Source organism: Lentzea sp. NPDC020367 (assembly GCF_044387305.1).
In the GTDB taxonomy this organism is placed as follows: Bacteria; Actinomycetota; Actinomycetes; order Mycobacteriales; family Pseudonocardiaceae; genus Lentzea.
Genome location: NZ_JBIRVV010000012.1, coordinates 23,968 through 37,923 on the forward strand (window position 1 = coordinate 23,968; position 13,956 = coordinate 37,923).

At 68.1% G+C, this 13,956-nt stretch carries 12 protein-coding genes; 9 read left to right on the plus strand and 3 right to left on the minus strand.

Features of this window, described 5'->3' with window-relative positions; genetic code table 11:
- Positions 1-99 precede the first annotated feature (99 nt).
- The 5 genes from ACH413_RS36090 to ACH413_RS36110 all read left to right on the plus strand — a co-directional run bounded on the left by ACH413_RS36090 (position 100) and on the right by ACH413_RS36110 (position 5,143).
- Positions 100-816 (plus strand): MerR family transcriptional regulator, encoded by a 717-nt coding sequence (locus tag ACH413_RS36090; protein ID WP_360040242.1) that lies wholly within the window; start codon positions 100-102, stop codon positions 814-816.
- Between the two features lie 56 nt (positions 817-872).
- Positions 873-2,333: an alpha/beta hydrolase gene (locus ACH413_RS36095; protein ID WP_360040239.1), complete on the plus strand. Its 1,461-nt coding sequence runs from the start codon at positions 873-875 to the stop codon at positions 2,331-2,333.
- A 237-nt stretch (positions 2,334-2,570) separates the two neighbouring features.
- Positions 2,571-3,227: a chitosanase gene (locus ACH413_RS36100; RefSeq protein ID WP_360040236.1), complete on the plus strand. Its 657-nt coding sequence runs from the start codon at positions 2,571-2,573 to the stop codon at positions 3,225-3,227.
- Between the two features lie 175 nt (positions 3,228-3,402).
- On the plus strand, positions 3,403-4,191 hold the full coding sequence (locus tag ACH413_RS36105) for a chitosanase (protein WP_396425433.1): 789 nt from the start codon (positions 3,403-3,405) through the stop codon (positions 4,189-4,191).
- 184 nt (positions 4,192-4,375) lie between these two features.
- The gene (locus ACH413_RS36110) at positions 4,376-5,143 is read left to right on the plus strand and encodes a chitosanase (protein WP_360040337.1); all 768 of its coding nucleotides are present in this window, start codon (positions 4,376-4,378) and stop codon (positions 5,141-5,143) included.
- Positions 5,144-5,558: 415 nt separating this feature from the next.
- On the opposite strand, the gene ACH413_RS36115 is transcribed toward ACH413_RS36110, so the two are convergent.
- Both ACH413_RS36115 and ACH413_RS36120 read right to left on the minus strand, forming a co-directional pair.
- Positions 5,559-8,489, minus strand: coding sequence for a glycine--tRNA ligase (locus tag ACH413_RS36115; protein WP_360040334.1), 2,931 nt, complete (start codon positions 8,487-8,489; stop codon positions 5,559-5,561).
- Positions 8,490-8,604: 115 nt separating this feature from the next.
- Positions 8,605-9,117 (minus strand): hypothetical protein, encoded by a 513-nt coding sequence (locus ACH413_RS36120; protein WP_360040230.1) that lies wholly within the window; start codon positions 9,115-9,117, stop codon positions 8,605-8,607.
- Between ACH413_RS36120 and ACH413_RS36125 the strand changes: the two genes are divergently transcribed.
- The 4 genes from ACH413_RS36125 (at position 9,116) to ACH413_RS36140 (ending at position 13,269) form a co-directional block, all read left to right on the plus strand.
- On the plus strand, positions 9,116-10,537 hold the full coding sequence (locus ACH413_RS36125) for an LCP family protein (RefSeq protein ID WP_360040227.1): 1,422 nt from the start codon (positions 9,116-9,118) through the stop codon (positions 10,535-10,537). The genes ACH413_RS36120 and ACH413_RS36125 overlap by 2 nt on opposite strands.
- A 116-nt stretch (positions 10,538-10,653) precedes the next feature.
- A complete protein-coding gene (locus ACH413_RS36130; RefSeq protein ID WP_360040224.1) occupies positions 10,654-11,139 on the plus strand; it encodes a helix-turn-helix transcriptional regulator in 486 nt (161 codons plus the stop codon).
- Between the two features lie 182 nt (positions 11,140-11,321).
- Positions 11,322-12,569 carry a MurT ligase domain-containing protein gene (locus ACH413_RS36135; protein ID WP_360040221.1) on the plus strand — a complete coding sequence of 416 codons (1,248 nt, stop codon included), beginning with the start codon at positions 11,322-11,324 and terminating at the stop codon, positions 12,567-12,569.
- Entirely contained in the window at positions 12,562-13,269 is a 708-nt protein-coding gene (locus tag ACH413_RS36140) for a glutamine amidotransferase (protein WP_360040218.1), read from the plus strand. The genes ACH413_RS36135 and ACH413_RS36140 overlap by 8 nt, the downstream gene beginning before the upstream one ends.
- 55 nt (positions 13,270-13,324) lie before the next feature.
- Here the strand turns inward: ACH413_RS36140 and ACH413_RS36145 are convergent, their stop codons facing one another.
- Complete coding sequence (locus ACH413_RS36145; RefSeq protein WP_360040331.1) at positions 13,325-13,906, minus strand: TetR/AcrR family transcriptional regulator; 582 nt, start codon at positions 13,904-13,906, stop codon at positions 13,325-13,327.
- Positions 13,907-13,956: the final 50 nt, after the last annotated feature.

Genomic DNA, 13,956 nt, shown 5'->3' on the forward strand with positions numbered 1-13,956 from the left:
CTCACACCTTCGTCTGAACTGTCCCGGCCTGCCTTGACCGTGCCGTAGCGGCATAGTTTCAACTGAGTCGTGTCAGGGCCGAACGGAGAGGGAGACGTCGTGGGGTGGAGCACCAGCCAGCTGGCCGATCTCGCCGGCACGACGTTGCGCACGATCCGGCACTACCACGAGGTGGGCCTGCTCGCCGAGCCCGAACGCCGTGCCAACGGCTACAAGAGCTATGGCGTGCCCCATCTCGTGCGGGTGCTCAGGATCAAGCGCCTCACCGATCTCGGGTTGTCGCTCACGCAGATCGCGGACCTCGGTGACGGGGACGAACATCCCCGCGAGGCGTTGCGGGAGCTCGACACCGAACTGGCGGCGCAGATCGAACGTCTGCAACGGATCAGGGCCGAACTGGCACTGGTGCTGCGCCAGGAGGCGCCGACCGACCTGCCGCCGGACGTCGCGGCGATGATCGAGAACGCGAACCTGTCTCCGCAGGACCGCTCGTTCACCGTCGTGCTGGCCCAGCTGCTCTCGCCGGAGACGCTGGCGAGGTACGCCGGGACGCTGAAGGACTACGCGCGGGATCCGGCGGTCGTCGCGTTCGACAACCTGCCGGAGGACGCGGACGAGCAGACCCGGCAGGCCGTCGCGGACGGCATGCGCGAGATGCCGTACATGGCGCAGATGCGTGCGGTGTTCCCGGATCCGGCCGGTCTGTACAGCGACGCGCCACGAGGCGTCGAGCACGCGAAACGGACCGTCATCAAGGTCATGGTCGAGCTCTACAACAAGGCCCAGCTGGACGTTCTCGTCCGCATGAGTGGCTGAGTTTCCACTGGTTTTCGGCGCGCCGGACGGGCGCGTCGTCGGGGAGGTATTTGCTAATGCGAAAATCGTTGTCTCTGGCCGCGGTCGTGACCGCCGCCGCAGGGCTGGTGGCGGTGCCGGGGGTGTCGGCCGCCGCCACGCCGAAGCCCGAGGTGCAGTGGGTCGCCTGTCCCACCGATGTCGCGCTGCCAGGCCTGGAGTGCGGAAAGCTCCAGCTGCCGCTCGACTACCGCAAGCCGGAGGGCCGAAAGACCGAGGTGATGTTCACCCGGCTGGCCAGCAAGAACCCCGCCAAGCGCAAGGGGATCCTGCTGACCAACCCCGGCGGGCCGAGCGAGGGCCTGACGTTCCCGTTCGTGCTGAAGGCGGTCGGACTGCCGCAGGACGTGCAGGACGCGTACGACATCATCGGCATGGACCCGCGAGGCATCGGCTACAGCTCACCGTCCACATGCGACATGACCGACGAGCAGATGGCGGACGGCAGCGTGCCTCCGTACGCCAACAACTCCGCCGAGGTGCGCCAGCGCGCCGACGAGGTCAAGAAGATCGCCGAGCAGTGCCTCAAGTCGTCCTCGGCAGGCGAACTGCCGTACAACACGACCGCGAACATCGCGCGTGACCTGGACTCGGTCCGTGCGGCGCTGGGCGAGAAGAAGGCGTCGTTCCTCGGGTACTCGTACGGCTCGTACCTGGGTTCGGTGTACGCCACGCTGTTCCCGAAGACCGCGGAGCGCGTCGTGATCGACAGCAACCTGCCGAAAGGCGGCTGGGACGTCGAGGGCGGCCGGCTGATGGGCCGCGGCGTCGAGGACACGTTCCCCGACTTCGCGAAGTGGGCCGCGGCGCACCCCGAGTACAACCTGGGCACGACTCCGCAACAGGTGCGCGCCAAGTTCTTCGACCTGGCCACACGGCTCGACAAGCAGCCTTCGGTGGAAGGCATCGACGGCAGGCTGTTCCGCTTCCTCACCTTCACGGCCCTCTACGCCACGGGTGACGAGGCCTTCGCGAAGCACGCCGCCTCCTGGAAGGCCTTCGACACCGGCCAGCCGCAGCCGCCGCAGGAGTTCCCGGAGGTCCCGCGCGTCCAGGCCCTGCTGGCGGGCCGCCTGAACGTGATGTGCGGTGACTCGGCCTGGCCGTCGTCGGTCCGCACCTACGAGCGCAACGTGGAGATCGACCGCCTCCGCCACCCGATGTTCGGCGCGGGCGCCGCGAACATCCAGCCGTGCGCCTTCTTCCCGAAGCCGGTGGAGAAGCAGGTCCTGCCGTCCGACCGGGGCCCGCGCAACGTGCTGCTGGTGCAGAACGAGCGCGACCCCGCGACGCCGCTGGTCGGCGCCCAGTCGACGCGCCGCGCGTTCGGCGACAGGGCCGCGATGATCACGATCGACCAGGGTGGGCACGGCGCCTACATCTTCGGCAAGAACAAGTGCGCCAACGACAAGGTCACCGAGTACCTGCTCGGCGGACAGCGTCCGAACGACCAGAAGTGCGCTGCCGAGAACGGCTGATGACAGAGGAGGGCCCGGCTCGCTCGCGAGCCGGGCCCTTGCCGTGTCCGCGCTCTCACGCTACGGTCGGGCCCATCGTCGCCGCCGATTCCACTGTGGAACGGAGCGGCATGAAGACGTTTACACGGCTCGCGGCAACGGTTCTGTGCGCGGCGGCCCTCGTCACGCCCGGCACCGCCCAGGCGGCGGACCTGAACGACCCGCAGCTCAAGGACATCGCGATGCAGCTGGTGTCCAGTGCGGAGAACTCCTCTTTGGACTGGCGCGCGGTTCGGCTACATCGAGGACATCGACGACGGCCGCGGCTACACCGCCGGAATCATCGGCTTCTGCAGCGGCACCGGTGACATGCTCGACCTCGTCCGGCTCTACCGCGACTGGAAGCCGGGCAACGTCCTGGAGAAGTACCTGCCCGCGTTGGAACGGGTGAACGGCACGCCGTCGCACGACGGCCTGGACCCGAACTTCCAGGGCGACTGGCAGTCGGCGGCCCAGGACGGCACGTTCCAGGGCGCGCAGGAGCACGAACGCGACCGCGTCTACTTCGACCCCGCGGTCAACCGCGCGAAGCAGGACGGCGTGCAGGCACTCGGCCAGTTCGCGTACTACGACGCGATCGTGATGCACGGCGACGGCTGGGGTGACCTGGACTTCTCCAGCATCCGCCAGCGCGCGCTCAACACCGGCGCGCGCCCGCCGGCCCAGGGCGGCGACGAGGTGCAGTGGCTGCACGCGTTCCTGGACGCACGGGTGTGGGCGATGAAGCAGGAGCCCGCGCACGAGGACACCAGCCGGGTCGACACGGCCCAGCGCCGGTTCCTCAACGAGGGCAAGCTCAACCTCGAACGCCCCCTGCAGTGGCACGTCTACGGGCAGCAGTTCGACATCCGCTGACCTGAAGTCCCGGCGGAAACGTTTGCAGGGCAAGCGTTTCCGCCGGAATGCATCGACTGAGGGCAATTGTCCGTTTCGCGAATTAGTAAAGACTCTTGCCAATAAAGGTATGGACCCCTTACCGTGGCTCTCACGCCGCCCGGGCCCCCACAATCCCTGCCCCGGAGGGAAATTCGTGAAGATCACTGGTCGCATAGCGGCCGCACTGTTGACGTGCGCCGCCCTTTTCACCACCACGGTTGGCACCGCCTCCGCGGCCAATCTGGACGAACCGCGCCTCAAGGACATCGCGATGCAGATCGTGTCCAGCGCGGAGAACTCCTCCACGGACTGGAAGTCCCAGTTCAGCTACATCGAGGACATCGACGACGGCCGCGGCTACACCGCGGGCATCATCGGTTTCTGCAGCGGTACCGGTGACATGCTCGACCTGGTCGAGTTGTACAAGACGAAGAAGTCCGGCAACGTGCTGGAGAAGTACCTTCCCGCACTGCGCAAGGTGAACGGCACCGACTCCCACTCGGGTCTCGACCCCAACTTCACCAAGGACTGGAAGACCGCGGCCAAGGACTCCGTCTTCAAGGCGGCACAGGAGTCCGAACGCGACCGCGTGTACTTCAACCCAGCTGTGGCACAGGGCAAGGCCGACGGCGTGCGCGCCCTGGGCCAGTTCGCGTACTACGACGCGATCGTCGTGCACGGTGACGGCGGCGACAAGACCAGCTTCAGCAACATCCGCAAGCGCGCGCTCGGCAAGGCGAAGCCCCCGTCGCAGGGTGGCAACGAGACCACGTGGCTCAACGCCTTCATGGACGCCCGCGTGTGGGCCATGAAGCAGGAAGCGGCCCACGAGGACGTCTCCCGCATCGAGACCGCGCAGCGCGTGTGGCTGAAGGCCGGCAACTTCGACCTGAAGACGCCACTCAAGTGGAAGGTCTACGGCGACAGCTTCACGATCAACTAGCTCCACCGTTTCACACATGAGAAAGAGGGGCGTCTCCGGCCGGGGGCGCCCCTCTTTCTCATGTGTGACAACAAGTTCGTAATCGGATGAACATCCTTGCCGCTGATGGTCCAGACCCCTTACGGTTGCCGAACCGCCGCCCGGGACACCCCGGGAGGAACGCGTGAAGATCCCAGGCCGCACACTGGCCGCCGTTCTGCTCTGCGTCGCGCTCGCCACCGCGACCACGGGCACCGCCCAAGCGGCAGACCTCAACGACCCGCGCATGAAGGACATCGCGATGCAGATCGTGTCCAGCGCGGAGAACTCGTCCACGAACTGGAAAGCGCAGTTCAGCTACATCGAGGACATCGACGACGGCCGCGGCTACACCGCGGGAATCATCGGCTTCTGCAGCGGCACCGGCGACATGCTCGACCTGGTCGAGCTCTACAAGACCCGCAAACCCGGCAACGTGCTGGAGAAGTACCTCCCCGCACTGCGCAGGGTCAACGGCACCGACTCGCACTCAGGCCTGGATCCCAACTACACCAGGGACTGGAAGACCGCAGCCTCAGACTCCGTCTTCAAGGCGGCACAGGAGTCCGAACGCGACCGCGTCTACTTCAACCCGGCGGTACGCCAGGCAAAGGCCGACGGCGTGCGCGCCCTGGGCCAGTTCGCGTACTACGACGCGATCGTCATGCACGGCGACGGCTGGGGCAACCTGGACTTCTCCGGCATCCGCAAACGCGCACTGACCAAGGCAAAGCCACCGTCACAGGGCGGCAACGAGACCACGTGGCTCAACGCCTTCATGGACGCCCGAGTGTGGACCATGAAGCAGGAACCCGCACACGAGAACACCAGCCGCGTGGACACAGCACAACGCGTGTGGCTCAAGGCAGGCAACCTGGACCTGAACACGCCACTGAAGTGGAAGGTCTACGGCCAAAGCTTCGAAATCAAGTAGCGCGCCCACCCGCACTCGCCAACGCAAGGCGACCACGACGCACGCCAGGCGCGCGGTGCCAACCGGAAAGCCAGCAACGCAAGGCAACCACGTACGAAGCCTGGCGGCGCAATGCCGAAGGCGAGCCGTCTGATCCTAGATCGCCGGGTAGCGGTGCACTCCGCTCATGGCGATTGGGGCTTGACCTTGAGGGGCTGGGTGCCACCCTGTCTGGGCTCGGCCGGGGCGCTCTTCACCCCGGCTTTGAGGCCGACTACGCGCCCAGCTAGAGGCTCAAGGTCAAGCCCCAATCGCAACCCCGCACTTCGTCACGACCCGCGCGCCCACCCTCGCAAGGTGAGCCGCCCAACCAAAGGCGACCCACCCCGCTGGAACGCGACGCACGCACGCAACGCAACCCGCAGCCCGAACCGACCTACAGCTGAGTCCAGTCCAACACCGGCGCCGCGAAGTCCCGAATCGAAGCCAGCAACCCAAGCCGAGCAGCCTTGACGCCCTCGTCCTCAGCCATCACCAGCACCTCGTCGAAGAACGTGTTGATCGGCCCGGTGAGCCCCTCAGCAGCACCAAAAAACGCAGCCAGCCCAACAACATCCCGAGAAACCCCGTCGAGCGCCTTGTGCAGCGCCACTTCCGCAGGCTCAGACAAAACCGAGGCGTCGTAAGCACCCTCAACAGCCGCAGGCACAATCCGCCGCACCCGCTGCAAGGCAGCAGCCAACGCGTCAAACGACTCGTTGCCCGCCAACGACTCCAGCTGCGCAAGAGTCTCATCAGCCAACACCGGCGAGTCAGCCAACGGCAGCACCGCCTGAACAAACCGGTGCTCATGCCCAGCATCGAGCAACGCCTGCTCATAACGCCGAACCGCGAACTCCCGAGCCGTCTCCAGAGCCTCGGCCGAAACCTCAAGCCCCTCAGCAGCAAGGGAAAGCGCCACCGGCAGAGTGATAGCCCGCAGGTCGGGGAAAGCCCGCAACACCGTGACCGCACCAAGAGCCGCCCGCCGAAGCCCGAACGGATCCGACGACCCGGTCGGCTGCGCACCGATCCCGAACAACCCGGCCAGCAGGTCGAACCGGTCCGCCAGCGACAGCAACGCCCCCGGCACCGAAGACGGCAGCGCGTCACCGGCCGACCGCGGCAACTCCATCTCCCACAACGCCAGCGCGACCTCGGACGTCTCCCCCGCCCGTGCGGCGTACTCCCGCGCCATCACACCGGCCAGCGACGACAGCTCGATCACCATCTGCGAGCCGAGGTCGAACTTGGCCAGCGCACCCGCGCGGTCCAACGTCTCGCGGTCAACGTCCACAACGCCGGCGAACCGCCCCGCGAGCGACGCGATGCGCCCGGCGCGGTCCGCCATCGACCCGAGCTTGTCCGCGAACGTCAGCTTCGCGAGCCCGGACTTCATCTCCTCCAGCGGCGTCTTCAAATCCGCCCGCCAGAAGAACGCCGCGTCCTCGTACCGCGCCCGCAGCACGGCCTCGTTGCCCGCCCGGACCAGATCGGCGTCGATGGAACCGTTGGCCACAGCCACGAAGTGCGGCAGCAGGGCACCATCAGCCGACCGCACCGGCAGGTAGCGCTGGTGCTTGCGCATCACGGTGGTGAGGATCTGCGCGGGCAGCTCCAGGTACCGCTCCTCGAACGAGCCGAGGATCGGCGTCGGCCACTCGACCAGGTTCGTCACCTCGTCCAGCAGTCCGTCGACCTCGACGACACCGCCGACCGACGCCGCCAGCTCCTGCGCGGCTTCCACGATCGCGGCCGAACGAGCAGCCGAATCGACCTGGATCCCGTGCGACTCCAGGAACTCCAGGTAACCGTCCGCAGTGGACACCGGGACCACCGGCGTAGCAGCGGTCCGGTGCACCCGAGTCGTGGTCCCGGACGCCAGCGACGACACCGCGACCGGCACCGGGGTCTCCCCCAGCAGCGCGAGCAGCCAGCGGATCGGCCGGGTGAACGACAGCTTCGGGTCGTTCCACTTCATGTTCTTCTCGGACCGCAGGTCCGACACGACCTCGGCCAGCAGCCCGCTCAGCACCTCGACGGCGCCACGACCGGCATCGGACTTGGTCAGCGCCACGAACTCGACGCCGTTCTCGACCACGCGCCCCAGCGACGAGACCTCGACACCCTGGCCACGTGCGAAGCCCTGCACGGCCTTCGTCGGGTTGCCGTCGGCATCGAAAGCAGCGGAGACCCGCGGACCACGCACCGTGCGCTCGGCGTCCGGCTCACGCGGCGAAACCGCGGGCACCAGCACGACGATCCGGCGCGGCGTGCCGTGCACGGTCACCGAGCCGTGCGTCAACCGAGTGGCATCCAGCTTGGAGCCAACGGCCGCACGCACCGCGTCCACGGTCCGCAGCACCTCGTGCGGCGGCAGTTCCTCGGTACCGATCTCGAACAGCAGCGTCGCCGGCGCGACCACGTCCACGAAGGACGAAGGCTTCTCAACAGCAGCGGGAAGCTCGGCCACACCCAGCGGATGCCCGAGCTCGGCACGACGCTCGGCCCACAGCGAGGCGACCTCCCGCGCCAGCCCGCGCATCCGGCCGAACGCACGGGCGCGCTCGGTCGTGGAGATCGAGCCGCGCGCGTCCAGCACGTTGAAGATGTGCGAGCACTTCAGCACGAAGCTGTGCGCCGGAACGGGCAGTCGGGCGTCGAGCATGCGCCGGGCCTCGGCCGCGAACTCCTCGAAGAGGCGCTTGTTCGCCTCCACGTCCGCGTCGTCGAGGTAGTACCGCGACATCTCGTACTCGGCCTGGCCGAACGCCTCGCCGTAGGAGATGCCGGGCGCGTAGGCGATCTTCTTGAAGTGGTCGACGCCCTGCAGCGCCATCATGATCCGCTCGATGCCGTAGGTGATCTCCACCGACACCGGGTCGAGCGTCATGCCGCCGGCCTGCTGGAAGTAGGTGAACTGGGTGATCTCCAGGCCGTCGAGCCACACCTCCCAGCCCAGGCCCCAGGCGCCGAGGGCGGGCGAGGCCCAGTTGTCCTCGACGAACCGGACGTCGTGCCCGCGCACGTCGATGCCGAGCGCCTCCAGCGAACCGAGGTAGAGCTCCTGCGGGTCGCCCGGGTCGGGCTTGAGGATCACCTGGAACTGGGTGTGCGTCTGCAGCCGGTTCGGGTTCTCGCCGTAGCGGGCGTCGTCGGGCCGCACGGACGGCTCCACGTAGGCGACGCGCCACGGCTCGGGACCCAGCACCCGCAGCACGGTGGCCGGGTTCAGCGTTCCCGCCCCGACCTCGGTGTTGAACGGCTGCACCACGATGCAACCTCGGTCGGTCCAGTACTTGGTCAGCGCGAGCAGCGCGTCCTGCATCGTCAACACGGCGACGAGTCTACGAAACGGACAAAACCGCTGGTCAAGGGGCCTTGATCGGGTGGGCTCCGCCACTGTGTCACCCTGTGCACAACCGAGTGGCGGCCCCGCACGTCTACTTGGTGTACCCGATTTCGCCGAGAGGAGTGGGTGTGGACAACCGGCCGCCGCGGCCAGGAGACCCGAACGGGAATCCCAGGCGACCCTCTGCCACCCCGCGTCCCCAGGCGGGCCAGCCCCGCCGTCCCCAGGTGCCGCCGCGCAGCTCAGAGCCCCCGCGCAGGCAGCCGGGCCGGGCCGAGCCCCCACGCCGGGAGCCGCCGAAACGCGCCGAACCACCGCGCCGCGAGCCGGTGAGCCGCTCCGAACCACCCCGCCGCGAACCTCCGCGCCGCGAGTCGGCGAGTCGCTCCGAACCACCGCGCCGGGAGTCCCAGCGCCCCCGTGAGACGGGCCGCGCCTCGTCGTCCGCGCCGCGCCCGCGTCCCGTGGCCGACCGCCCGACGGTCAAGACCGCCCCCGCGAAGACAGCCGCCGCTCCGCGTCCGAGGCCCAGGCCCGCCGCGGCTCGCAGGCCGAGCAAGGCCGAACGCGGCGCGTCCACCGGTGCCAAGATCTTCCTCAGCATGCTGTCCGCCACGATCCTGCTGGTCACCGGCATCGCGTGGCAGAACCTGACGGCGCTGACCGACGGCCTGACCAAGCAGGACCTGAACCTGGCCGACGCGGGCGAGAAGCCCGCCGATGGCGCGATCGACATCTTGCTGGTCGGCATGGACAGCCGCACCGACTCCAAGGGCAACCCGCTGCCGCAGAACGTCCTGAACGAGCTGCAGGCGGGCGGCAGCGACGACGGCGGGTTCAACACGGACACGCTGATCCTGCTGCACATCCCGAACGACAGCGGCAAGGCCTACGCCGTGTCGTTCCCGCGCGACTCCTACGTGAAGATCGCGGGCGGGTTCGGGCGGCACAAGATCAACTCTGCCTACGGCTACGCCAAGGGTCAAGCCGCCGAGAAGCTGCAGGGCAGCGGCAAGCCCGCGCCCGAGATCGAGATGGAGTCGCGCAAGGCCGGCGCGAAGAACCTCATCGACACCATCCAGACGCTGACCGGCTCGACGATCGACCACTACGCCGAGGTCAACCTGGTCGGCTTCTACGACATCACCAAGGCCGTCGGCGGCATCGACGTCTGCCTCACCAACAACGTCCGCGACAGCTTCTCCGGCGCGAACTTCAAGGCCGGCCCGCAGACCATCGAGGGCAAGAACGCGCTCGCGTTCGTCCGTCAGCGGCACGGCCTGCCGATGGGCGACCTCGACCGCGTCGTGCGCCAGCAGGTCTTCATGGCGGGCCTCGCCAAGAAGATGCTGTCGGCGGGCGTGCTCACCGACAGCACCAAGCGCAGCGACATGATCAAGGCCGTGAGCGGCGCGATCGTGCTCGACGACGGCTGGGACATCACCAAGTTCGCCCTGCAGATGAAGGACATGACGGGCGGCAACATGACGTTCCAGACGATCCCGACCGGCAACCCCGACCTGCAGACGCCGGAGGACGGCTCCGCGGTCGAGGTGACCGAGTCCGAGGTGCGCACGTTCGTCAAGAACCTCGGCAAGGCCCCGGCGACGTCGAACCCGGCCGACCCGAAGTTCGACAAGTCCACGGTGACCGTCGACGTCCGCAACGCCTCCGGCCAGCCCGGCCTCGCGGGCAAGGTGCTCCAGTCGCTCGTCGCGAAGGGCTTCAAGGAGGGCCAGACGGGCAACGCCGAGGCCCTGGCGAAGTCCGTCGTCCGCTACGGCAAGGGCGGCGAGGCGGGCGCCAACGCGGTCCAGGAGGCCCTCGGCGGCCTGAAGATCGAAGAGGACGTGAACGTGCCCGCAGGGGCCGCCCGCGTCTTCCTCGGATCGGACTACTCGGGTCCCGGCGCGCAGGGTTTCACCGGTTCCGGAGTACTCGCCCTGGACGGTGCGCGTCAGCAACCGGCTGACCCGGCGGCCCCTCCGCCCATCTCCGCAGACGGCGTGCGCTGCGTAAACTGATACTCAGAGTAGAGATGTATAGCCCGTTCGGGGGATTCTCCCAGTAAGTTGCGTAAGCGACGAAGCACTGGCGCCTTCCATCACCGTGAGACCCGCTCACGGGGTGGAGGACCAGGGTGCAAACTGCGAACGGCCAAATCGACACAGTGGCGTACCAGCGCGTGCTCGGTGATGAGATCCGCAGTCTTCGCAAGCAGCGCGGATGGACCCGCAAGGAGCTGAACAAGCGGCTGCAGACCGAGATCTCGCTGCAGACGCTGGCGACGTACGAGCTCGGCACGCGACAGTGTTCTGTCGTGCGTCTCGTGGAGATCTGTCACGCCCTCGACGTTCCGGCGCACGAGGTCCTCGCCCGCGTGCACGAACGCTTCTTCGGCGACACCCCCGCCGGCCACCTGACGCTGAGCCTCACCTCGATCGCCGCGACCGACAACCCGCGCGTCCTGCCGCTCAAGCGGTGGGCGGCCGGACGGCTGCACGCGCTGCCGCCGAGTGCCTCACCGGAGGTGCACCTCGACCTGCCCGCGCTCGAGAACATGGCGCAGCTGTGCCAGCTTCCGACGGTGGAGCTCATCCGGATCCTGCGTGGTCTCGCCCGATGAAGAGCACAGGCGCCCCAGTCGGTCAACGCTGGAGAACATGACTCCAACATTTGCCAGCTTCCGACGGTGGAACTCATCCGGATCCTGCGCGGACTGAGTCGTTAGTTGTACCGAAGCCCGTTCACACCAACGCAACGACCGTCCGAAAAGGGGCAAAGAGCAACGCCGGTAGCATCGCCAGGGTGAACGATTCCCCCGCCCGCCTCCCTCTGCGCACCGCAGCCGCCGTGAAGCTGGGCAACCTGAGCTCCACGCTGTCGCAGAAGATGGGCCTCGGCGCCGGCGGCATGATCGGCGGCCGGGTTGCGCTGAAGCTCGACCCGCAGGCCCTCAACCGCCTCACCCAGGGCCGCAACGTCGCCGTCGTGACGGGCACCAACGGCAAGACGACCAGCACGATGATGCTGGCGCGGGCCGTGGGCGCGCTGGGCGAGGTCGCCACGAACCACAGCGGCGCGAACATGCCCGACGGTCACGTCACGGCGCTGTCTAAGCAGCCGGACGCCCCGTACGCGGTGCTGGAGTGCGACGAGGGCTACTTCCCCGCCGTCGCGGGCGCCAGCAACCCGTCCGTCGCGGTGATCCTGAACCTCTCGCGCGACCAGCTCGACCGCGTCGGTGAGGTCCGCACGATCGAGCGCGCGCTGCGCGACACCGTCAACAAGCTGCAGAACTGCACGATCGTCGCGAACTGCGACGACGTGATGGTGACGAGCGCGGCCTGGAACGCCTCCAAGGTCATCTGGGTCGCCACCGGCACCGGCTGGCACCACGACTCGGCGAGCTGCCCGCGCTGCGGCAACCCGATCCGCTGGCAGGGCGAGCACTGGCACTGCACGGGCTGCGACCTCGCGCGCCCGCACCCGAACTGGATCACCGCCGACGAGGCGATGATCACGCCGGAGCACCAGAAGCTCGAACTGCGCCTCACGCTGCCGGGCAAGTTCAACCAGGCCAACGCCGTCATGGCCGCCGCGGCCGCCCACGCGATGGGCGTGCCGGCGGACGAGGCGGTCCGCCGGCTGCGCGGCGTCTCCAACGTGAGCGGCCGCTACCGCACGATCCAGCGCAACGGCCGCAGCGCGCGCCTGTTGCTCAGCAAGAACCCGGCGGGCTGGAGCGAGACCCTCACGGTCGTCAAGGAGGCCAACCACCCGGCCGTCCTGGTGATCAACGCCAACGAGGCCGACGGCCGCGACCTGTCGTGGCTGTGGGACGTCCCGTTCGAGCGCCTGCAGGGCCGCACGGTCATCGCGTCCGGCGAGCGCGCGACCGATCTCGCCGTCCGCCTGACCTACGCCGAGGTCCAGCACACGATCGTGCCCGACCCGCTGAAGGCCATCGACCAGATGCCTCCCGGCGCGGTCGAGGTCATCGCCAACTACACCGCGTTCCGCGACTTGAATGCCAGGGCTGCCGCTGATGAGTGAGTCGACAATCCAGATCGCGCTCGTGCTGCCGGATCTCCTCGGCACGTACGGCGACTTCGGCAACGCCGTGGTCCTCGAGAAGCGCATGACGTGGCGCGGCATCAAAGCCGAGATCGTGCCGATCAACTACGGCCAGCCGGTGCCGGACTCGTGCGACATCTACGTCGTCGGCGGCGGTGAGGACACCGCGCAGACGCTGGCGGTGAAGCACCTGCGCGAGCACCCCGGCCTGCAGCGCGCCGTCACGAAGAACGCCGTGGTGCTGGGCGTCTGCGCCGGCATCCAGATCTTCGGCGAGAGCTTCACCCGTGCCGACAACATCACCCACCCCGGCATGGGCCTGATCGACTCGACCTCGCACGCCGGCGGCAGCCGCGCGATCGGCGAGGTCCTGGCCGAGCCGGCGAACGGCCTGTTCTCCGGCGTGCTGACCGGCTTCGAGAACCACCAGGGCCGCACCGTGCTCGGCCCGGCCGCGAAGCCGCTCGCGCACGTCAAGGTCGGCACCGGCAACGACGGCAGCGTCGAGGGCGCCGTCCAGGGCCGGATCCTGTGCACCTACCTGCACGGCCCGGTGCTGCCGCGCAACCCGCAGCTCGCCGACCTGCTGATCGAGTGGGCGACGGGCACGAAGCTCGCGCCGCTGGACCTCCCCGCCGTCAGCGCTATGCGGGCTGAGCGGGTAAAGGCTGCTTCTTGATTGGAGCGAAAGGGCGCGCGGTCTTCACAACCATGCGAGCTTGCTTTCGCTCCAATCAAGAACTGGATTTTAGGAGTGTCACAGCAAGCCTGTCTGACACACCTGGCCAGATCACGGCCATCACGTAGTCGGTTGCGAGCGCAGGTCCCACCGAGGGCCTGCGCTCCATCCACACCGCGAGGCGTTCCGTGGCGCCGACGACGATCTCGGCGAACGCCTCCGCCTCCAGCGGGTCTATTTCCGGCGTGAACGACGCCAGCACGGCCCCGATCATGTCCGTCTGCTGCTGACGGATGCCTTCCACCTCTTCTTGCGCCGACGGCACGGCCACGGCCGCCTCCTGCCGCAGCAACGCCCACGAGCGGCGGTGCTCGTCGATGAACTCGAAGAACGCGAGCAGCCCCAGCCGGAGGAACTCCTCCGGGCTCTGCGCTCCCGCGATCGCCGCCGCCGTCTTCTCCCGCAACTCCGTGCGCGCCCGGTGGATGCAGCCGATCAGCAGGCCTTCCTTCGAGCCGAAGTACTCGTAGAGCATCGGCTTCGAGACGCCCACGCGTTCGGCGATCTCGTCCATCGAGGTTGCGAGATAGCCCTGCTCGGCGAAGATCTCCTCAGCGACGGTGAGCATCTGAGCCATGCGCTGGGCCTTGGGCATTCGGCGCCGGGGGGCTGTCACAAATGGAGTCT

Excerpts from the sequence above, each read along its gene's own strand:
- ACH413_RS36095 (WP_360040239.1), top strand. The coding sequence starts at position 873 with ATGCGAAAATCGTTGTCTCTGGCCGCGGTCGTGACCGCCGCCGCAGGG.
- ACH413_RS36115 (WP_360040334.1), bottom strand. The coding sequence starts at position 8,489 with ATGCAGGACGCGCTGCTCGCGCTGACCAAGTACTGGACCGACCGAGGT.
- ACH413_RS36125 (WP_360040227.1), top strand. The coding sequence starts at position 9,116 with ATGCTGTCCGCCACGATCCTGCTGGTCACCGGCATCGCGTGGCAGAAC.
- ACH413_RS36120 (WP_360040230.1), bottom strand. The coding sequence starts at position 9,117 with ATGCTGAGGAAGATCTTGGCACCGGTGGACGCGCCGCGTTCGGCCTTG.
- ACH413_RS36140 (WP_360040218.1), top strand. The coding sequence starts at position 12,562 with ATGAGTGAGTCGACAATCCAGATCGCGCTCGTGCTGCCGGATCTCCTC.
- ACH413_RS36145 (WP_360040331.1), bottom strand. The coding sequence starts at position 13,906 with ATGGCTCAGATGCTCACCGTCGCTGAGGAGATCTTCGCCGAGCAGGGC.